Origin of the sequence: Acinetobacter sp. YH12155, assembly GCF_013418255.1 — a bacterium.
Lineage (GTDB): Bacteria > Pseudomonadota > Gammaproteobacteria > Pseudomonadales > Moraxellaceae > Acinetobacter > Acinetobacter indicus.
This window is the reverse complement of the sequence record NZ_VPCK01000009.1, coordinates 47,118-68,785: the sequence shown is the minus strand read 5'-3', so window position 1 is coordinate 68,785 and position 21,668 is coordinate 47,118. Positions and strand designations below refer to the sequence as shown.

At 44.3% G+C, this 21,668-nt stretch carries 16 protein-coding genes; 8 read left to right on the top strand and 8 right to left on the bottom strand.

Features of this window, described 5'->3' with window-relative positions:
• Window positions 1–433: 433 nt before the first annotated feature.
• The 8 genes from FTU86_RS08320 to FTU86_RS08285 all read left to right on the top strand — a co-directional run bounded on the left by FTU86_RS08320 (window position 434) and on the right by FTU86_RS08285 (window position 11,755).
• Window positions 434–1,303, top strand: a complete 870-nt coding sequence (locus FTU86_RS08320; RefSeq protein WP_005178787.1) for a MetQ/NlpA family ABC transporter substrate-binding protein — start codon at window positions 434–436, stop codon at window positions 1,301–1,303.
• A gap of 75 nt (window positions 1,304–1,378) precedes the next feature.
• Window positions 1,379–2,404: a methionine ABC transporter ATP-binding protein gene (locus tag FTU86_RS08315; protein ID WP_075174374.1), complete on the top strand. Its 1,026-nt coding sequence runs from the start codon at window positions 1,379–1,381 to the stop codon at window positions 2,402–2,404.
• Window positions 2,401–3,096 carry a methionine ABC transporter permease gene (locus FTU86_RS08310; RefSeq protein ID WP_180036814.1) on the top strand — a complete coding sequence of 232 codons (696 nt, stop codon included), beginning with the start codon at window positions 2,401–2,403 and terminating at the stop codon, window positions 3,094–3,096. Before FTU86_RS08315 ends, FTU86_RS08310 begins: the two co-directional genes overlap by 4 nt.
• 273 nt (window positions 3,097–3,369) lie before the next feature.
• The gene (gene dnaE, locus FTU86_RS08305) at window positions 3,370–6,936 is read left to right on the top strand and encodes a DNA polymerase III subunit alpha (RefSeq protein ID WP_168396940.1); all 3,567 of its coding nucleotides are present in this window, start codon (window positions 3,370–3,372) and stop codon (window positions 6,934–6,936) included.
• A 29-nt stretch (window positions 6,937–6,965) separates the two neighbouring features.
• Window positions 6,966–7,820, top strand: coding sequence for an RNA methyltransferase (locus FTU86_RS08300; protein ID WP_005178798.1), 855 nt, complete (start codon window positions 6,966–6,968; stop codon window positions 7,818–7,820).
• Window positions 7,813–8,622, top strand: coding sequence for a serine O-acetyltransferase (cysE, locus tag FTU86_RS08295; RefSeq protein WP_005178800.1), 810 nt, complete (start codon window positions 7,813–7,815; stop codon window positions 8,620–8,622). The genes FTU86_RS08300 and cysE overlap by 8 nt, the downstream gene beginning before the upstream one ends.
• A 107-nt stretch (window positions 8,623–8,729) precedes the next feature.
• Complete coding sequence (locus FTU86_RS08290) at window positions 8,730–9,638, top strand: ABUW_2363 family tetratricopeptide repeat lipoprotein (RefSeq protein ID WP_005178801.1); 909 nt, start codon at window positions 8,730–8,732, stop codon at window positions 9,636–9,638.
• Between the two features lie 113 nt (window positions 9,639–9,751).
• On the top strand, window positions 9,752–11,755 hold the full coding sequence (locus FTU86_RS08285) for a triacylglycerol lipase (RefSeq protein ID WP_075166897.1): 2,004 nt from the start codon (window positions 9,752–9,754) through the stop codon (window positions 11,753–11,755).
• A 75-nt stretch (window positions 11,756–11,830) separates the two neighbouring features.
• On the opposite strand, the gene FTU86_RS08280 is transcribed toward FTU86_RS08285, so the two are convergent.
• The 8 genes from FTU86_RS08280 to FTU86_RS08245 all read right to left on the bottom strand — a co-directional run bounded on the left by FTU86_RS08280 (window position 11,831) and on the right by FTU86_RS08245 (window position 21,668).
• Window positions 11,831–12,904, bottom strand: coding sequence for a maleylacetate reductase (locus tag FTU86_RS08280; RefSeq protein ID WP_180036813.1), 1,074 nt, complete (start codon window positions 12,902–12,904; stop codon window positions 11,831–11,833).
• Window positions 12,904–13,056 carry a hypothetical protein gene (locus FTU86_RS08275; protein ID WP_155756624.1) on the bottom strand — a complete coding sequence of 51 codons (153 nt, stop codon included), beginning with the start codon at window positions 13,054–13,056 and terminating at the stop codon, window positions 12,904–12,906. Before FTU86_RS08275 ends, FTU86_RS08280 begins: the two co-directional genes overlap by 1 nt.
• Window positions 13,057–13,819: 763 nt before the next feature.
• Window positions 13,820–14,437 (bottom strand): Fic family protein, encoded by a 618-nt coding sequence (locus tag FTU86_RS08270; protein ID WP_180048457.1) that lies wholly within the window; start codon window positions 14,435–14,437, stop codon window positions 13,820–13,822.
• A 39-nt stretch (window positions 14,438–14,476) separates the two neighbouring features.
• Complete coding sequence (locus FTU86_RS08265; RefSeq protein WP_180048456.1) at window positions 14,477–15,247, bottom strand: M48 family metallopeptidase; 771 nt, start codon at window positions 15,245–15,247, stop codon at window positions 14,477–14,479.
• Window positions 15,237–18,518: a type I restriction endonuclease subunit R gene (locus FTU86_RS08260; RefSeq protein ID WP_180048455.1), complete on the bottom strand. Its 3,282-nt coding sequence runs from the start codon at window positions 18,516–18,518 to the stop codon at window positions 15,237–15,239. The genes FTU86_RS08265 and FTU86_RS08260 overlap by 11 nt, the downstream gene beginning before the upstream one ends.
• 125 nt (window positions 18,519–18,643) lie before the next feature.
• Window positions 18,644–19,297, bottom strand: coding sequence for a hypothetical protein (locus FTU86_RS08255; protein ID WP_180048454.1), 654 nt, complete (start codon window positions 19,295–19,297; stop codon window positions 18,644–18,646).
• Between the two features lie 4 nt (window positions 19,298–19,301).
• Window positions 19,302–20,495, bottom strand: a complete 1,194-nt coding sequence (locus tag FTU86_RS08250; protein WP_180048453.1) for a nucleotidyltransferase — start codon at window positions 20,493–20,495, stop codon at window positions 19,302–19,304.
• A 12-nt stretch (window positions 20,496–20,507) separates the two neighbouring features.
• Window positions 20,508–21,668, bottom strand: coding sequence for an SAVED domain-containing protein (locus FTU86_RS08245; RefSeq protein WP_180048452.1), 1,161 nt, complete (start codon window positions 21,666–21,668; stop codon window positions 20,508–20,510).

Sequence of the window (21,668 nt, the reverse complement as noted above, 5' to 3'; positions counted from 1 at the left end):
CATCTGTGCTATATCTATTTTTACGATTTAGATTGGATAATTTTTTATATAAACATCTATAAGATTTTTTCATAGATTTAGCCCTTTCAATTCAAAATAGTAAATTGATTTGTTTATTCTTTTCTTATTTTATGAACTTTACTTATGCAGGAATACGGCTAAAGGTCTAGTTTCTATACACTATTTTGTATATCAATTTATTGTTATGATGTAGGCCATTTTTTCGCTATCTTCTAAAAATAAAGTTTTCAATTACATGGCTTTAAGCGTTTTTAAAGTCAATTGAAAAATACAGCAGATAGCTAAAAGCCTAAACGAATTCGCGCACTGGACGGACTTGAATCTCGCCTCTTTCGGCTCAAGTGAAACCCCGGCGCTTAAAATTATCAATAAAGTAACAGCCTGGCTGCTTCACTTTATTTGGGATGGACACATGAAAAAGTTCCTTGGCCTGGTTCTAGGTCTTTCTGTTGGTTTAGCTGGCTGTGCAAAACAGGAAACGCCGGCAACTGACGCCGCACAAACTGATGCTGCAACTGTACAAACCGTCACCATGGCATCTACCGGTTCCGATGCTGACATCTGGCGCTATATTGCGACTTTGCCTGAAACTGAAGCGGCGGGTATCAAGCTGGAAGTGAAAAACTTCACCGATTACGTTTCAATGAACACCGCTGTGGCAAACAATGAAATTGATGTGAACGCATTCCAGTCTTATGCTTATCTGGTGGCTTACAATGCCAACAATGAGCAGAAGATTGCGCCGGTTTCGACCACCTATCTTGAGCCAATGGGTATTTACTCAAGCAAAGTGAAAAAAGTGGAAGAGTTCCAGAACGGCGCGACCATTGCTATTCCGAATGATGCAGCCAATGAAGCGCGTGCCCTGCTGTTATTGCAATCTGCAGGTCTGATCAAGCTGAAAGCAGACTTCTCTCCTGCAACGGGCACTCCAAATGACATTACTGAAAATGCCAAAGCAATTGTCATCAAGCCAATTCAAATGGCGACTGCAGTTCGTGTTAAAGATGAAGTGGATGCCATTGTGCTAGGCAATACCCTAGCGATGGAAGGCGGTTTAAACGTACTGAAAGATTCAATCTTCTACGAACCAATTGACCAGAGCACCAAGCTGAACGTCAACGTATTGGCAGTTGCAGAAGCACGTAAAGATGACCCGATCCTGAAAAAAGTCGGTGAGCTTTATCACACTGAAGCGGTGAAACAGTATGTAGATCAAAACTTCGGTGGCACAAAAGTTGCGGTAAATAAACCTGTCAGCTATTTAACTGAAACCAATTAAGCATATAATGCTGAGTTAACAAACAGGCAAAGTGTACTTTGCCTGTTTTTCATTTTTGTACAGTTTCTTGACGCTATGATCGAATTTAAGAATATTTCCAAACATTATCAGCTTAAAGGCCAGACCATTCGCGCGCTGGATCAGGTCAATCTGCAAATTCCAGATGGCAGTATCTTTGGAATTATTGGTTATAGTGGTGCAGGAAAAAGTACCCTCATTCGTCTGATTAATTTGCTGGAGCGCCCGAATGAAGGTCAGGTAATCATCAATAACACTGACTTTACCGCTTTAAGTGCCAAGGCGCTGCGTCAGGAACGTGCCAATATCGGCATGATTTTCCAGCACTTTAACCTGCTGCAAACCAAAACCGTAGCGGCCAATATTGAAATGCCGATGAAACTGCTCGGCTGGTCGGCGGCAGAGCGTGAAAAACGCCTGAATGAACTGCTCGAATTTATTGATCTGAAACATAAAAAAGATGCCTATCCAGATGAGCTGTCTGGCGGTCAAAAACAGCGGGTCGGGATTGCCCGTGCCCTGGCCAATCATCCTAAAATCTTACTTTGTGATGAAGCCACCAGTGCGCTGGATCCGCAAACCACGCAATCGGTGCTGGAACTGCTAAAAAAAATTAATCGTGAACAAGGCATTACCATTGTCATGGTCACCCATGAAATGGATGTAATTGAATCAGTCTGTGATTATGTGGCCGTTATGGAACATGGCCAGGTGATTGAAACCGGTTCTACCCTGGACATTTTTAGCCAGCCGCAGCATCCAACCACCAAGAATTTTATTCAAACCGTGCTGCAACAGCAGTTACCGGTGAATATTTTAAACAATCTGGAAAACCAGAATCAGCACAGTATTTACTGCCTGAAATTTTTAGGGAAATCGGCGCAGGAAACCGTGATTCAGGCAGTAATTAAACAGTTTGATTTAAGCCTGAATATTTTATTTGCTAACATGACTGAAATTAATGGCGCGGTGATTGGGCAGATGTTTATTCAGTTGCTAGGGGACCCGGCCATTATTCAGCAAGCACTTCAGTTCCTCGAACAAAATGGGGTTCAGGTTGAACAAGCAGGAGTACAAGGATGAGAGATTTAATTGTCCAGTGGCTCACCAGCCTGACCGCGCCGTTCTGGAAAAGCGCCCTGTCGATGGACCAGTTTGTCACAGCCTTACAAGAAACTTTCCACATGGTGTTTTTTGCCATGCTGTTTGGCTGTATCTGGGGCTTTATTCAGGGGATTACCCTGGTCGCCACCCGTCCGGGCGGTATTTTACCGAACCGCGCGATTTATCATGGCCTGAACCCGATTGTAAATGCGCTACGTTCCCTGCCGTTTATTATCCTGTTAATTGCCGTTATTCCTTTAACCAAGTTTCTGGTCGGTACCTCAATTGGCACCTGGGCTGCCATTGTCCCGCTGACCATTTATGTCGGTCCATATATTGGCCGTCTGGTGGAAACCTCATTGCTGGAAGTGAATGAAGGGATTATTGAGTCAGCACAAGCCATGGGTGCGACACCGCTGCATATTATTTTCAAGTTTATTTTGCCGGAAGCACGTAGCTCGCTGATTCTAAACCTGACCACCGCCACCATCAGCCTGATTGGTGCAACTGCAATGGCCGGTGCCGTCGGTGCCGGTGGTATTGGTGATCTGGCGATTTCTTACGGTTACCAGCGTTTTGATACCAGCGTGGTGATTCTGACCGTCATTGTGCTGCTGATTCTGGTGCAAATTGTGCAGATGCTGGGTGAATGGCTGGCTAAACTCAGATAAGGGTTCACCTCTCTATTCTCTATCCAAAGCGAGATAGATTCCTCGTCCTCAAATCAATCACCCTCTACGGAGGGTTTTATTTTGGCTGTTAATCACCCTCATAGCAGCCCGAAAACGCTGGTTTTCAGCCCATGCAGATTACTGTTCAAGTGATGAGAAACCAATCCGCTACGTTGGTTTACATATCTAAAACTTCGCCATTTCCCCTTAATTTCAAACTGAAAGCCAAAATCCCGTGCTAAAATGTGCAGTGGTTTTTGCAGGGACTGATTTATGCACTTTGTTCATCTTGGTATTCATACTGAATTTTCGATTACAGAATCTATCGTACGTATACCTGATTTAGTCAAAGCCGCAGCCAGTGAAGAAATGCCTGCCCTGGCCATCACCGACCTGTCCAACCTGCATGCCGCCGTCAAATTCTATGGCAAATGTCTGGGCAAAGGCATCAAGCCGATCATGGGTTCGGAAATCCGCCTGAATGATGCCGAACATCGCATGACCTTACTGGCCATGAACAATCATGGCTGGCGTAATCTGACCGAAATCGTGTCGCGCGGTTTTATTGAAGGCCAGCAGCTGGATATTCCCTGCGTACAGAAAGACTGGGTCTTGGAGCAGCATGACGATTTAATCGCCCTGCTCGGCATTCACTCCGATGTCGGTAAAATGCTCTGCACCTCGAACCCGCAAAAAGCCGAACCTTTACTTGAAGAATGGATTGCCAAGTTTGGAAACCGGGTTTATCTGGCCCTGACCCGCACCAATCGCCCGAATGAAGAAGACTTCATTTATGAAGCGGTACAGCTGGCGAAAAAATATAATATTGGCGTGGTGGCACATAATGATGTGCACTTCATCAGCCGTGAAGATTTTGAAGCGCATGAAGCGCGCGTCTGTATTGCCGATGGTTATGTCTTGGGTGATAGCCGCCGTCCGAAAAACTACAGCCCGGAGCAGTATTTTAAAACCGCTGCAGAAATGACCGAGCTGTTTGCCGACATTCCGTCTGCCATTGAAAACACCTATCACATTGCCAAGCGCTGTAATGTGACGCTGCAACTGGGCAAATACTTCCTGCCGGATTACCCGATTCCGGAAGGCCATACCATTGAAACCTTCTTTGCGCATTTATCCAAGGAAGGTCTGGAAGAGCGCCTGAACCATCTTTATCCGGTAGCGCAGCGCGATGAAGACTGGCCTGAAATCCGCAAACCGTATGATGAGCGGATTGAATACGAAATTAATATTATTAACTCGATGGGATTCCCGGGTTACTTTCTGATCGTGATGGACTTCATTCAGTGGTCGAAGAATAACGGCGTGCCGGTCGGTCCGGGTCGTGGTTCGGGTGCCGGCTCGCTGGTGGCGTACAGTTTAAAAATTACCGATCTGGATCCGCTGCGCTATGAACTGCTGTTCGAACGTTTCCTGAACCCGGAACGTGTCTCGATGCCCGACTTTGACGTCGACTTCTGTATTGCCGGCCGTGACCGCGTGATTGACTACGTGGCCCGTACCTATGGCCGTGATGCGGTATCGCAGATTGCCACCTTCGGTACCATGGCCGCTAAAGGCGCGATTCGTGACGTGGCCCGGGTTTTGGGTAAATCTTATGGTCTGGCCGACCGTATTTCCAAAATGATTCCGACCAAACCTTTGGGTCTGAGTCTGGAAGAGTCGCTGGCGGCTGAACCGCAGTTAAAAGATATTGTCACCAATCCGGGTAACCCGGACTATGACGATGCTTCTGAAATCTGGGAAATGGCATTAAAGCTCGAAGGCATTACCCGAAATACCGGTAAACACGCCGGTGGTGTGGTCATTGCACCGACCAAAATTACCGACTTCTCTGCGGTACTGTGCGATGCCGATGGCACCGGCCGGGTGGCCCAATACGATAAAGATGACGTTGAAGCCGCTGGTCTGGTCAAGTTCGACTTCCTGGGGCTGCGTAACCTGACTGTAATTGAAGATGCGGTGCAGAATATTAATAAACGGGTTAAACCCGAGATCCCGCTGGATATTGCCCATATTCCGCTGGATGACAAAGATGCCTATTTGGTCTTTGCCAATGCCAATACCACCGCGGTGTTCCAGTTTGAATCCGTGGGCATGAAAAAGATGCTGAAAGAAGCACGCCCGAGTAAATTTGAAGAAATTATTGCTTTCGTATCTTTGTATCGTCCGGGTCCAATGGACCTGATTCCGGACTTTATTCATCGTATGCATGGCGGTGAATTTGAATACCTGCATCCGCTGCTCGAAGGCGTACTGGAGCCAACTTACGGGATTATGGTGTATCAGGAGCAGGTGATGCAGGCCGCACAGTACTGTGCCGGCTATACGCTTGGTGGTGCAGACTTGCTGCGCCGTGCCATGGGTAAGAAAAAACCCGAAGAAATGGTCAAGCAGCGTAAAATCTTTATTGAAGGTGCAGCCCAAAAAGATATTGATGAAGCCACCGCCAACCATATTTTCGACTATATGGAAAAGTTCGCCGGCTATGGTTTTAACAAATCACACGCGGCTGCCTATGCGTTAGTGGCCTACCAGACCGCCTGGCTCAAAGCCCATTACCCGGCTGAGTTCCTGGCTGCCGTCATGTCCTCGGAAATGCAGAACACCGATAACGTGGTGTTCCTGATTGATGACTGCCGCCACAATGGTCTGGAAGTATTACCACCGTCGGTGAATATGTCGCTGTATCATTTCCATGCCACCGATGACAAAACCATTGTGTATGGTTTAGGCGCAATTAAAGGCGTGGGTGAACAGGCCATGCAATCGGTGATTGATTCGCGTATCCAGCAAGGGCCATATAAAGACCTGTTTGATTTCTGTCACCGGATTGACCTGAAAAAAATCAATAAACGGACCTTAGAGGCCCTAATCCGTGCCGGTGCTCTGGACTGTTTGGGCATTGAACGTTCCAGCCTGATGGCGCAGTTACCGGAAGCAGTGCAAGCCGCAGAACAGGCCCGTTCTAACCGTGAAACCGGCATTATGGACCTGTTTGGTGAAGTCGAAGAAGTACAGCGCAAACCGGCAAAACCGGTCAAACCGTGGTCCGATGAAGTCCGCTTAAAAGGTGAAAAAGATACTTTAGGCCTGTACCTGACCGGCCACCCGATTGATGTATACCGGGCTGAGCTGAAATCCTTTATTCCGGCGCGAATTAATGAACTGAGTCCGACCCGCCGTGGGGTCACCACAGTCTTTGCCGGACTGGTGCTGGATGTGGCCAACTTCCCGAACCGGGTGGTGGTGACCTTAGATGATGGCACCGCACGAATTGAAGTATCAGCCAATCACGAGCGTTTCCAGCGCTTTAAAGACATCATCCAGGTTGAAAAAGTGGTGGTGATTGAAGGCGAAATTTATGAGCGCGAAGGTTTTGACCGTCCAATGGGGCGTCTGACCAAAGCCTTTAGCCTGAATGAAATCCGTCAGAAACGGGCCAACAGTATCAAGATTACGCTATCTGCCGAACATGACAGTAAAACGCTGAGTCGTGATGTACAGCAGATTTTGATGCCGTATACCAATATTGATATGAGCGCGCATATTCCTGTGATCCTGTATGTAGATTATGGCTATGCCACTGCTGAACTGCATTTAGGCGTGCAATGGAAAGTCGCGCCAATGGATGAACTGCTGATCAAGCTACGTGATTATTTTGGTAAAGATGCTCTGCATATCGAATATCAGGTGAAATCTAAAGCCGCCCAAGCGGTTGCGCATGAGCCCAAGCCTGCCCACGTTCCGGCACCTCCAGCGGACATGAGCATGGATGATGCGCTCGATTTATATCAGGCCGAAATGGGTCAATATTCTTAATTTAAAATTTTCTTTATTCTGGACCTTGTATGAGTCAAGTCGACAATGCTGCCTTGTCAGCACATCTCTCCCATGTGCGTATTGTCATGGTCAATACCACTCTGCCCGCCAATATCGGCAGCGCCTTACGCGCCATGAAAACCATGGGCCTGTCCAAACTGGTGCTGGTCGCACCGAAGACCTATCCGCATCCGGATATTGACGCACTGGCGGCCGGTGCCACCGATCTGATTGAACAGATTGAAATTGTCGACACCCTGGAACAGGCCATTCAGGACTGTCATCTGGTGTTTGGTACCAGTGCGCGCAGCCGCACCATTCCCTGGCCGCTGCTGGATGTCCGCCCGGCTGCGGAAAAAGCCATGCAGGCCGTCACGGCATCGCATCAGGAAATTGCGGTGATTTTTGGCCGTGAAGATCGTGGTCTGACCAATGAAGAACTGGCCCTGGCCAATTACCATGTCACCATTCCGGTGAATAGCGATTACGGCGTGTTAAACGTGGCCCAGGCCATTCAGATTATCTGTTATGAAATGCGGATGGCAGCCATGGCCCGGGTAGAACAGCAGCCAGACCCTAAAGCCACCATGCAAGTTCTTGATGGTATCGAAATGGAATGGGATGAACCTTTAGTGACCCATGCCCAGATGGAACAGTTCTATCCGCATATTGAAAAAATGCTGGCCGAGATTGAATTTATGGATCCGAAAAATCCAAGATTATTACCTTTGCGCTTGCGTCGGCTTTTTGGACGTATACAATTAGATCGTATGGAATATCACTTATTACGTGGCATTTTTAGTCGCGTACAGGCATTGAATAACGGTTCATGGAAAAAATCATCAACAACATCGACACAGGACGAGGATCAAGATAATGCTTAAACAGCTCAAAGAAGATATACAAGCTGTCTTTGCGCGCGATCCTGCTGCACGCAATACCTTGGAAGTCTTAACTACCTATCCCGGCATTCATGCCCTGATCATGCATCGGGTTGCACATGAACTCTGGAACAAAGACTGCAAGGGTTCGGCGCGCCTGCTGTCTTCATTTAGCCGCTTTGCCACCGGTATTGAAATTCATCCGGGCGCGAAAATTGGTCGCCGTTTCTTTATTGACCACGGTATGGGTGTGGTGATTGGTGAAACAGCCGAAATTGGCGATGATGTGACCCTGTATCATGGCGTGACCCTTGGGGGGACCACCTGGAACAAAGGCAAACGTCACCCGACTTTAGAAGATGGCGTGATTGTCGGTGCTGGCGCGAAAATTCTCGGGCCATTTACCGTGGGTAAAAATGCCAAAGTCGGTTCCAATGCAGTGGTGACCAAAGCGGTACCGGCCAATACCACCGCGGTCGGCAATCCGGCGCGTTTTATTACCAAAGATCAGCCAAAAGATGAAGCCGAAGCACGCCGCCGTGACTATGCCGAAAGCATCGGTTTCCAGCCGTATGCGGCTACCCAGGATCAGTCTGATCCGATTCTAGACGGTATGCGGGTCTTGCTCGACCGTATTCAGCACAATGAAAAACGCATGAATACCTTATGTCAGCGTCTGTCTTTACTCGACCCAAGCTTTAAAAAGCAGCAGCAAAACGAACAGCCATTTAGTGCTGAAGAATTAAAAATTATTGAAGATGTGCGCCGTGAATGTGAAGCACAAAGCAGTCAGTCCAAAGCTTAACAACACGGTAACAGCAAACTTCTTGCCTTCTCTTGCATGTTCGTCACAGATTTTTTAGACTGACGAACATGCTCAGCCATTTTAAAATAAATTAACGGATGAATATTATGACGCTTAAACCTTTGGCATTTGCTCTGATTGCGACCACTTTAGTTTCAGCCTGTTCCACTGCACCAAAACAACAAAACCCAGCCAATGCACCAATTGTGTTTACCGAGCCTGATCTGACCCCTCCATTTTATGCTTTAAATCCGTTTAATTATGATGCACCTCCTCCATTTGAACTAAACCTGCAACAGGCTGCGGCCCAGCCAGTGACCAAAATGGAAGTAACTGCCCCGGATAATCCATCGAAAAAAATTACTTTAGACACCAACCGTCTGATTATTCCGACCATCAACAACAACCAGCGCAGCTTGAAGTTTGCGGTGCTGGCCGGTGAAAATGAAATTGACATCACCGAAATTGATGACTTTTTACAGATGGTCGAAGGTAAAGCACGTCACTATCCACCACGTTTTACTGACCGTCAGGAACGCCGCGGTTTTGAAGCTAAACTCAAAGAAGTCACCCAACAACTGGACAGCCTGGCGGTACAGGAAAATGCCTCTTTTGATGTGCTGATTCGTGCCTTTAAAGCCAGCGTAATGGCACGTAACCTGGACTTAGGTTCAATTTATACCACCCGTTCTCTGGCTTATGCACAGCGCATCCTGAAAATTAACAAGGAAGATGCCGAAGCCAATTTCTGGTTTGGTTTTGCCCTGTCTGAAGGTGGCGGTCATCGTGAAGCAATTTCTTATTTAGATAAAGCCATGAAAGCCGGCGTACAGGAAGCCTATCTGGCTGCTGCCAACAACTATATTGCTTTAGAGCAAAAGAAAAATGCGGTACAGACCTTGAAAAACTACAAGATCAAGTATCCGCAAGAAGCAGCTGTGGCAGACCGTTTAATTACTGAAATTGAAAAACAGGGCCGCTGGAATGTCTGGCAAATCATGACACCGAAGGCTTAAGTCTGGTGAAAGAAAAAATAGGTCATGTTATATGGCCTATTTTTTTGTCAATTGAAAAAACCAAGAAATTCAGTATGATTAAAAAAAACTTATAAAATACGATGCGAATTCACATGACCACTATGACGTATAAGATGATGCTGGCCACCGCGCTCAGCAGTTCCATTCTCGTTGGCTGCCAAACGGTCAGTGTTAAACAGCAAGCATTAAATGTCAGCATTGCCAACGAACGGGAAAGTATTTTATCTCGTGACCGCTTGAGCGAGGCCAGCCTCAATGTCTTGTCCATGACTGGCCGTGAAGCGCAAATCTGTACCGAAAACCCGAAACAGTGTATTGATGAACTGAAGCAGATTCCGGAAATTCTGGATGAACAGCTGCTGTCCACTGCCAGCGAAGTTTATCTGGCCAAAGCCATGCAACTGGCCGATTCTTCCAATTGTAAAATCGGAATTTTAAGCAAACACCAGTCTGAAGAAAAACAGCAATTACAGCAGCAGAACTATCAAAAATGCCTCGACCAGCAGCTGTTTATGCTGGATAAAAGTATCCGTTATAGCTATGCCTATATGTTCAAAACCGAACGGGCGCCACAAGACCGGATTTTTGACAACCGTCAGGTACAAATCCGCGACTTTTATAATCAGGCCATTGCCAAACTGGTGTCCAGCTATACCCTGCGCTATCAACCAGATGTGGTGGCCAGCCAGATTCAGGTCGGTGAAAGTACCTATCATATTGACTTCAATTATTTTCCAACCTTAAAACAGCAAAAAATCGAGCAGTTAAGAGCCACCTATGACCTGAACTTTTCAGGCTTGCGCTCCATTACCCGTCGTGATGGTTTTGGCTCGGAATTTCTGGTAATTCTGCCGGAGCAACGCGCAGATCAGCCAGAGAAAGCCCGTTATATTATTGATCCTTTAAGCCATCGTTATCCAAACAATCAGAATCCGAATATCCATCAGGCCCGTTATCTGGCGGCAACTTTGGTGGCTGAACCGCAGCAGTTTGGCAATGTAGAGGATATCCTGAACAAGGATTTTCGCCTGCGCGCCTATGATCCCTATAAATATGAACAGGCCCGCATTGCCAATAAAAACTATCCGCTGGCGGCTAATTTTTCTGCGCCTTATGGACTGTGGCTGGCGGAAAATAATCTGCTGAAATCGGCTTATCTGTCACTGATTGACCGTGATGACAAGCTGACCATGCCGCATTTATATTTTCTGGAACCATATAATCCGAATAAAAAAGTGCTGGTTTTGGTGCATGGTCTGGCCAGTAGTCCGGAAGCCTGGATTCGCTTAACCAACGATATTATGGGTGATCCAGTGTTACGCGAGCATTATCAGGTCTGGCAGGTGTTTTATTCGACCAATATGCCAATTATTGAAAGCCGTTTCCAGATTCATGCCCTGCTGACCCAAGCCTTCCAGCAGGTCAACCCTAAAGCTGCAGCAAAAAAAGATGCGGTGCTGGTCGGCCACAGTATGGGCGGGATTATTGCCCGACTCCTGGTCAGTGATGCCGATGTATCCAAAGAAGCCATGTCGATGATGAGTGACCGGCAACTGGCCAAATATCGCCGTATTCCCGTGATTCAGCAGCGCCTGATTATGCAGGATATTCCTAATTTTAACCGGGCGATTTTCTTGGCCGCTCCGCACCGCGGTACCGAATATGCCGACCGCTGGTTTACCAAAGTGGCGCGTAAAATTATCCGTTTACCGGGGGCATTTTTAAATGCGGCCACCGATTCGCTGTTAAATGAAGATCCGAGCCTGAAAGATCTGGTCAATGAACTGGATAAGGGTCTAATTCAAAATGGCCCGAGCGATTTAAGCCATCAATCCAAATTTATTGCCTTAACTCAGGATATTCAACCACGTAAAGGACTGAAATATCATAGCATTATGGGCAATACCAGTCAGAGTAACGACCCTGCTCTCATCACCGATGATATTGTGGCCTATGAAAGTGCACATCTGAAACAGGCCCAGTCTGAAAAAATTATTACCGGCGGCCACTCGATTCAGGAAACCCCGGAGGCGGTATTAGAACTGCGCCGGATTTTACGCTTACATTTGCAGGAGCTGGGTTTATATAAACCTTAACCTGCCAATAAAAAACCGAAGCCTTCAACCGCTTCGGTTTTTTATCTCTGGAAGATGGCTACATATTGCCACATATTAAAGTGTGGCAGGAGGCAAACCGGCATAAGCCTGCAGCAACAGCTGCTTTAATTCGTCATCGTCATATTCACGCGGATTATAATACGGCGAATCACAAATCATCCAGGCAATGTCCGCCGGGGCATGTTCCGGTAACCCTAAGTCTTTTAAGGCCAAAGGAATTTGCAGGCGCTGGTTTAATTGATAGATAAAACGGCCCAGCTCCTCCCGACTGTCAACACCCAGTGCAGCGGCCAGTTGATCCATCGCCTGTACATCGGCATGGCGGTTATAATGCACCGAATAGGCCAGTATAATCGCGTGGGTTTGTGCATGAGGCAGGTTAAAGGTACCCCCCAGGCTATGACAGATTTTATGGTGAATCGCCATACCCACCGAACCCAGACAAATCCCAGCCAGCCACGCGCCATAGCTGACCTGTTCACGCAGCTGGATATCTTTCGGATGCTGTACCAGTTCCGGTAAAGCGGTGGCTAGACAGCGAATCGCCTCCAGCGCCATCAGGCTAATCACCGGATTTTTATTTTCTGCATACAAAGCCTCCACCGCATGCGCCATGGCATTCATGCCCGAACAGGCAGAAATCTCTGCCGGCAGATTCAGGTTAAGCGCTGGATCATAAATCACGATTTTCGGTAACACCTGTGCAGCTTTGCCGGTGGTTTTCAGCTGATTTTCCGTAATACCATATACCGGGGTCATTTCACTGCCCCCATAGGTGGTCGGAATTGCCACAATTGGCAGATGGGTGTCCAGTGCAATGGCTTTGGCTAAACCAATAGCCGAACCGCCACCCAAAGCCAGACAGCAATCCACCTGTAATTCTTGTGCTGCCTGAACCGCCTGCCGTGCCACCTCTGCCGGCACGTGCATTACCGCATGAGCATAAACCGTAACGGTCAAATCACCAAGTTGCCGGGCCAGCTGCTCAGCGGCCTTCTGCTGGCCGGGCGTGGCAATCAGCAGAATCTTGTGATAACCGGCCTGCTTGAGAATATCCTGCGTGCGCTTGGCTTCCCCCGCACCAAAATACACCTGTACTGGCAAAGCCTGATAATAGAATTTGGGCATCATGGGCTCATCTTCATGTTGTTCTTTACCCCAGTATAGAGTGCCTCTCCTGCTGCTTCGAGCGCATTGCTGCAACGCTGCTTTCCATATTTTCTGGTCTTCTCTGCTGCAATCTTCATCAGCTGTATTGCTCGCTTAATTTTCTCCGCCATAAGCTGCTCAGTTTCAGCACAGATTTTCCAGAATCGGTTTTTCCCGCCTAGCTAAATTTGTTAAGATGAAGCGCTTGTTGGGTCGTCAACAGCATCGACGTGCAGGATTTAAACACGATGTTTTATCTGCTCCAGCTGGCCCAAATGACATCCACGCGGTGAAAGCCATTCCAACACCCATGCGTTAATTGAAGGAACTGAATGTACATGAACATGCAAGAAATTGTGGCTGACTTATCTTCGCATACCCCGATGATGCATTAGTGGTTCATCATTGATTTATAATTATTATTTTTAAATATTATAAAAAAGCTACACTACAACCTACACTTAATTAAAATCCAACTTTTTAAACTACTCCCTAAAAATTATCAAAATAAACTAATAGTCCCATAGAAGTAGTGTGGCTATCTTTGTCCATAGACTTCTATACAACTTTTGAAACAATCTATTTTAGATAGTGAGATCTTGAAGAAAAAGAGAATGTTGTTGAATGATTGGAGGGAAATATTATTGCAACTTGAATTCACAGTCACGTCATAACGCTTGGAAAAATGCTTTATTCAAACGATACAACTGCTATAATTAAATATGTAAGTGAGGATATTTCTATGGACACTAGAAAAACCACCAAAAAAATCAGTAAAACACGGATTTACCGTTCTGTAGCCAGTTCAAGTGCTATTGAAACTGGTCATTCAATTCAAGCGATTGAAAACCGTCTAAAATCGAATTCAAGTAAATACAGACACTTATCGCTCGCTCAGTAGTCAGAGGTTAAAATATCTCTGACTAATCGTTCCATGTGCTGATAATCACATGCCACGCCTGCTTGTATCGAACCAAAATAAAAACCTTTATGCTTGTCCCAAAGTGAGTAATCTAGGGGACCATAACCTGCTTGCGTTGCCATTACATCCATCAGTAAACGTGAAATACGTCCATTTCCTTCACGGAATGGATGAATCAAAATAAACTCAACGTGGCTTTGCGCTAAGAAGCTGACCAAGTCATCAAGATCCATAGTATTTAATTGGCCATACAAATCCAAAAACTGATGTTCAAAGGGCTTGATTTGCTGTGGCAGAAATTGAGCAGCAGCAAAACGAAAATCCCCTTTAGTCATATCGACCGTTCTTAGATCACCAGCCCAAGCATATATTGGTTTTAGCCATTTACGATGCCAGTCCATAATATCCTGAAAAGACAGCTGTTCTATAGAAAACTCATTGGCAAAAATGTAGTTATACAATTGGAGCAACAAATGCTCTTCAGCTTCCTGCATTTCTGCTTCTGAGGTAATGCCGAGTTTGTTCTTAAGCACCCGCCCATTCGAACCCGGTTCATAATCCCCCTCAGATGTACCAATGGCGTATTTCAAATGTTCATTTCCTTTTTATAAGCTCTGCACTTTTATGCTTCAATATGATGCAAGCATCGTTACATTTAAAAACCGATTTGCCATCCCATCCAATTGCTTCTTAGTCTTTTCCCAATCTGGCATTACCTGCGTCATCAGCTGATAAAAACGCTCGCTATGGTTATGCTCAGCTAAATGGCATAGTTCATGCAAAATCACGTAATCAATGCATTGCACTGGTGCTTTAACCAAGTAAGGATTCAGCGTAAGAAGCCCTTTGGGAGAACAACTACCCCATTGTGTCTGCATGGTCAGAATACGAAATGCTGGCCGTTCTGCAACCCACAATGCTCGTTCCAGCACATGATCCAGACGCTTGGCAAGTACACTCTTGGCTCTGATTTTGTACCAATCATCTAACAAATGCTGAACTTTGTCCGCACTTTTTTGATGAACAGTTACTTCCAGTTTTCCACGTAACAGCTTGACACCTTGAGGATGATCAGAATCTTCCTGCACTTTTAGCTGATATTGTTTGCCTAGGTAGTAGTGACTTTCCCCACTCACATACTGGCGAGGTGTGATAAATTCTAGCTGCTGACGGAATTCTCGTAGCTGCTGGTAAATCCAGCGACTGCGTTTCTGTACTGCTTTTAAAACTTCACTGTCCTCAGCTTGTTCAGGTGCTGAGACCACAACCCGACAATCCGGATGTACTTTGATCAAGATTTTGTTCGAAGCATTAGACCTCATTACTCTCTCATAAGAGATGATTTCATCGCCATAAGTGAAACTCAGCACTTTGTGATGTATTTTCACCCTAGACCCCATTCAGACCTACTCGGGTAATCTGTACAATCATCTCGACAATTTTCTTGGCCTGATCCATCCCGCCACCAATCGATTTGCACTCCTGAAACATGCGAGGCAATAACTTCTTACGGATATCAGCTTCAATGTTTTGTGGGTTAATCGAATTTTCGGCGACTGAGTTAATGACCGACAGATCTACATCGAAAGCTAATTGTACCCATTTGTCCTGCACCTGCTGATCGGTAAGAGAGAAGGCTTCGGGTAATACTTTCTTGAAGACTCCAAAGTAAGCCTGAGCATGTCGATTACCCGCAAAGGCATCGGGTATATCATCTAAACGACGAGCGTGTACCTTTTCTTCAAATTCACGAAACAGCATGTACTGCTTAAGTGGATGTTCAAACTGTTTTTCTGCATCTTCAATCGCTTGGCGCAACAGTTTAGAAAAAGCTTCCTGAGCATAAGGATCATCTCGTAATTCCTGCTCTATCATCTTGGTCACACGGGTTTTAATGATATCAGTTTCATTTCGGGTTTTTTCATCACTCCAGTCTTCCTGCTGTGGTGTTTTTCCCATCTTACCGACTTCATAGGCACCATCCGGCTCTTTAACCTCTACACCAACTACATGCTTATCCAACAGTTTTTTCACCTGTGCAGCATATTGATCGTAATCTACCGTTTCTCCCGCATCCTGTTTCACCAACTGGCGCAAACTGGAAAATTGCTTGACAGTTTCCTTGTAGTGCTGACGTTCCAGATCAGTAAAACTCTTGTCTTCAAAGAAAGTGGCAGATTGCAATGCCACCTTTAAGCAACTGGCAAACTCTGTTAATGCTTCATAGAAGTCATCACGCACCTTTAAATGCACATCTACCAATTCGCCATTACGTTCTTCAATACGTGGCACGAGAACCTGACGTAATTGTTCGATATCATTTTTATTCTTCACGCTATCAAAGATTGCCCAGAGGTTTTTATACAGTCGGGGCAAGCGCTTATATTCAGTGCTCATCTGACTATATAGACCGGCAATATCATTGATGTCATAACCGCCCTGTGTACGGGCTGCCAAGTTCTGATATTTTTGAATGGTAGTATCCAATTCTTTTAAGATGCCACGGTAATCAATCAACAGACCAAATTTCTTTTTAGAATGTAAACGATTAACTCGGGCGATCGCCTGAATCAGGTTGTGTTCCTTTAAAGGCTTGTCGATATACAGCACGGCATTTTTCGGCTCATCAAAGCCCGTGAGCAACTTGTCCACGACAATCAGCAGCTTCAACGAGTCATCCTTGTCAAAACGCTCAATGATCTGCTTGGTATAAGTTTGTTCATCCTGCGTACCGACATGCTCTTTCCACCATTGGGTGACTTCTGGCGTGGCAGATTCATCTACTGCTGTATTTCCTTCTCGGCTATCAGGTGGACTCATGACCACCGCGGATTCAAACAGGCCCGCTTCATCCAGATATTTTTTATATTTGATGGCTGATGCCTTGCTATCACAGGCGAGTTGACCTTTTAAGCCTTCATCAATATTCTTCACAAAATGATTGGCAATATCCAACGCTATCAAACGAATACGGTCATCGGCACTATAAATCTGCCCTTTTTTGGAAAATTTACGTTTTAAGTCTACTCGTTGTTCATCGGTTAAACCTTCCGTAATCCGCTCAAACCAGCTATCAATCGCACGTTCATTCACATCCAGATCAGGAATGCGTTCTTCATACAGCAATGGCGTGACCGTTTGGTCTTCTACCGCTCGCTGCATGGTATAGGCATGCACAATCGGGCCAAACTTGTTCACAGTCTTTTCATCCTTAAGCAAAGGCGTCCCCGTAAAAGCAACGAATGCTGCATTTGGCAATGCCTGCTTCATGCGTATATGGTTTTCCCCGCCCTGGCTACGATGTCCCTCATCAATCAAGACGATGATGTCTGAGCTGTTATTCACACATTCAGGAAGTTTGGTTGCCGAGTTGAACTTCTGAATCAGAGAGAAAATAATCCGCTCTGTTCCTTTACCGATTTGTTCAGCCAGACGTTTGCCTGATGTTGCCATCGCTGCTTCTTTGTCTTTTTTACCTGCCAGTTCCCCACCCGAAGCAAAGGTCTTACTGAGCTGACTTTCCAGATCTACCCGGTCGGTCACCACCACAATCCGGCATTGTTTCAGGGCTTCATTCAGAATCAACGCCTTACTCAAAAATACCATAGTGAAGGATTTACCTGAGCCTGTAGTATGCCAAATGACACCACCTTCACGTCCACCATCCACACGTTTGCTACTGATTCTTTCGATTAGGCGTTTAATGCCATAAACCTGTTGATAACGAGCAGCAATTTTTCCGGACTTTTTATCAAACAAAATAAACAGGCGCACCATTTCCAGCAGACGCTTAGGCGATAAGAGACTCATCATTAGCTGATCTTGACCTGTCACGGCCAGTTCACCACCAGCAATTAAACGTTGATACCATTGTCGGTCAGCTGCAGGACGATGACCAAATAAATTCTGTAGCTGTGTCGGACTAAGCTGCCTGTTTTTAATCGCATACATCTCAGCATCAGAAATGTCTTCCTCACGCCATGCCGCCCAGAACTTCGCCGGGGTGTTACAGGTGCCATAACGCCCTTCATTACCATTCACCGAGAGCAACAATTGACTGTAGGCAAACAATTGAGGAATTTCATCATGGCGTTGGTTACGTAACGATTGTGAAATACCCTCATCAACAGTTGGGCCTGTATTGGCATGGCCGTCTGGTCGTTTAGCCTCGACCACCACCAAAGGAATACCATTCACAAAGCAAACAATATCTGGTCGTCGAGTATCGACACCACCAGAACGGGTCACACAAAATTCTTCAGTAAAAACAAAGCTATTATTATCAATGTCTTCCCAGTCAATAAGTGCAATGGTAGGACTGACTTTTTTACCATTTACGAATTCAGTAACAGCAATACCATAGAGTAAATGGTTATAGATTTTTTCATTGGCTATAAGCAGCCCTTCATTTAATGCAGGGCTACAAATTTCAGAGATTAAATTATCCACTGACTTTGCCGAAAGTGGATATTCTTGACCAGCAAACACAAAGGTACGTTTAGAGAGTTCTTTATGCAAAATTTGCCGTAATACGACCTGATCTTGCTTTCCATCACGGGCAGCGAGTGCCTGTGATGGGGATAGGAAGGACCACCCCAAATTATTTAGAAGGGCCAAAGCTGGAATTTTTGCACTAAATTCTTCTTGGAATTTGGGTACATATTTATTCATATAAAGCCTTTATTTAAACTGTAAATACTATTTAACCCAATTCGCATGAAAAACCTCTTTGGTCTAAACTTTGAATTAACTCTATATATCTTTTAAATAAATAACATCTAACGTTAATTTTATAATTAACTTTTAGATAATCTCTTCCAAGTTTTTGAAAAAAAATTTCGAGGAAGCAATGATCGATAGCTATTTAAATAACTATTAGTCTTACATTGGGAAAGCTTTTTTGAGCACCCACATGGACAGGGCCTCTTATTTGCAACCCTTTTCTTCAAAGTTAATGCCTTTAAACATTCTAATACTTGATGATCATCATGTACTTTAAATAACTCTTTTAGTTCATCTATTTCTCCTGCACTACCATGTCTTAACTCCCCAAAAATAAAATCAATTTTATGATTAATTTTTAATAGACATGCATAAGCATATGGAATAAAAAAAATTTCAAAGAAATTATTGAAACAATTATTTGTTTGAAGTTGAGCCCTAAGACTAAAGGGGGAACCAAGACAGATGGTTCCATCTGGATTTATATGAAAATTTCCATTATTAGGAATAACTCCACCTAACTCTCTAAATATCGGTGGATTCCTCGGATAATCAGGAGGAATCTTTACCGAAATTTCTAATTTTTGGTTTATGACTGGATAACCTTCAGCTTCATGATAAATTTTGACACTTCCCTCTATAAATATAGAACTATCTGAAACCGGAGTTACTCGCATCAAATAGTTATTGTGCAAGAATATATCAAGACCATGGATTGAATTTACCATCAACTCAATGTCTCCATGGTTTTGCTACAACATTTTCAATCCTCTTAGGTGTTAAAATATTGGAAATTATCAATTGATCATTTGTTCCTGAAAATTGACTAATCTCCTTTTCATTAATATGGATTGAGAATCGGTCTTCGATAGTCTCTGATAGTACAGTGGTATCCTGATTATCATTAAGAATAAAGTTAAAATCACGTAGAGCATTACTTACCCAGAGAACAAAATTTCTTTTCAACTGTAGATCAGCACACTCTGGCATATTCCATCTATCTGCAAAATTTTCACCAGGATTTACTGGGTTTGGAACCACCTCTAAGCCAGAATCAGCAAATTGCTTCAAACCCATAAGTGCTTTCCGTAGAGCTTCTTCTATGGTCTGTTCTCCCGAATAGGACTGTGCTGCTATCGTTGAAATAATAATTGAAATAGGTTTCGATTCAGGGTTTTTTGCAAACATCTTGTCTCGATGCCGTTTTAAAAGTTGTATAGCTCTCTGCAATGGGGCTTTTTCTTTGTAAAGAGGAACTTCATCTACCTGAGATGCTTCAAATAAAGATCTTGTTGTTAAGCCTAATTTCACTCGAGAACTGAACCACAGGGCATATCCTTCTGGGTTACTTATCTGCCAATCAGCTCCTTTTGCTTTATAAGCTGGATGTCTATCATCAGTAATACAAACTGCTTTTTCTGATATATTTCCCGCCAAATTTTGATCTGTGCCATATTGACGAAGAGACTCAAAAAGCATGCCTTTTCTAGATACATTAGCTGGTACGCACGGAACTATATCCATATGGAAGTGAATATGATCAGCATATTCCAATCGCCAGCATCGATGTTTTTCTTCTAAATCAGATTTAATATTTCTTGCAATCCGATATGCTTCTAGTTCTATACCTACTAAAGTTTTCAACTCTTCTTGAGAATGTGTAAGAGGTTGAATACCAAATCTAAAATTACAAGCCAGGTCTAGATCATACATTTCATTTTCATTTAAAGGCTTAATTGCAGTGCCTAAACGAAAAGAACCTTGGGGAAAAATGTGCGGTTCAAACTCAGAACAAGATGATTCTGGGCGACCAATCCATTCCCCAATATCTTGATAACGATCAATAGCTTTTTCATAAGCAGAATCAGGTAGATCAAGATTATCGATTAGTTTTTGTAAAAGAATTTCTTTATTAAAAATATTCACTATATCCCCCCATTAAATCGTTAATGCTTTAATAAAGCTTCCATGTTGTCTGTTTTCATCATAAATAATCCAAGGCATTGTAGCCTTAGGCATTCGTACTCTGCCAAATTCAACTGCACATGAAATAGGCATTGCAGGAAATAAATGCAGAGGCTCATCTAACCCATAAATAGACTGAATTTCTTCTAAAGTTTTGCGAACAACACTACGAAATTCAGACAATTGTTCCGGAGAGCGAATAAAATCATTATGTTGATGAGGAGATGACGTATAAATTTTCCATATCTCAACATCCGGTCCAAGAACAGTGGTTATTCTTTCACTAGAGATTTCAGCACTTAGTGATAAAATTAATACTGGTTTTTTCTTTTGAATACTCTCTGGCTTAGAAATAGAAAAACTGAAATCATCAGGTTTGGTCTGCCACATCCATCCTTTTGGCTCACGGATTGGCTGATATGTTTCAACCGCGATTTTGTCCGTGAATAATGTCCCTAATTTTATGAGCAAAGGCATAGGAGCAAAACTAAATAAGGAAAAGTGAACATTTTCAGTAGTTTCTATTACACTTTTCACTTTTCGCTCAAATACTTTTTCAAGATTCTGTGCTTGAAAGTCCCAATATTGATCCGTACTATCAATTAATTCGCTAGATAAAGATAATTCTATAGGCTGTTCCGCAGGAAACCGTCGCGGAAACATTGCATGTACAACCTCTTTGAATTGGAGTGGCGATTTCTCTTTACCAATATCTGCACCGTATAGAACAACATGAGATTTATTATTAGGACCAATACTAGTCACTAACCAAATTCGCTCCTCATGTTCTTTTTTCCATTGACGCAAAAGATCTGCCGAATAACGTATTCCTTCTTTATCCTGATCAATTGTTTTATGACAGTCATGACACATCAGCATCAGATTATCTATATCATTTAATTTGTCCTTATTGAGAACAAAAGGTCCCCATCCTCTCGGACCATCTTCCGAAAATGAATAGATATGTGCAGCTTCAGAAATATTTACTGTTTCTGTCGTAATAGGCGATTTGTATAAAGGGCGATTACATCCATTAAATTGGCATCGACCTGCAGCTCTACCCCAGAGCATAGATCTAACTGAATCTTTAATAGCTCTTGTAATTTCTTTCGGCTTACTAGATTTATTAGCCAT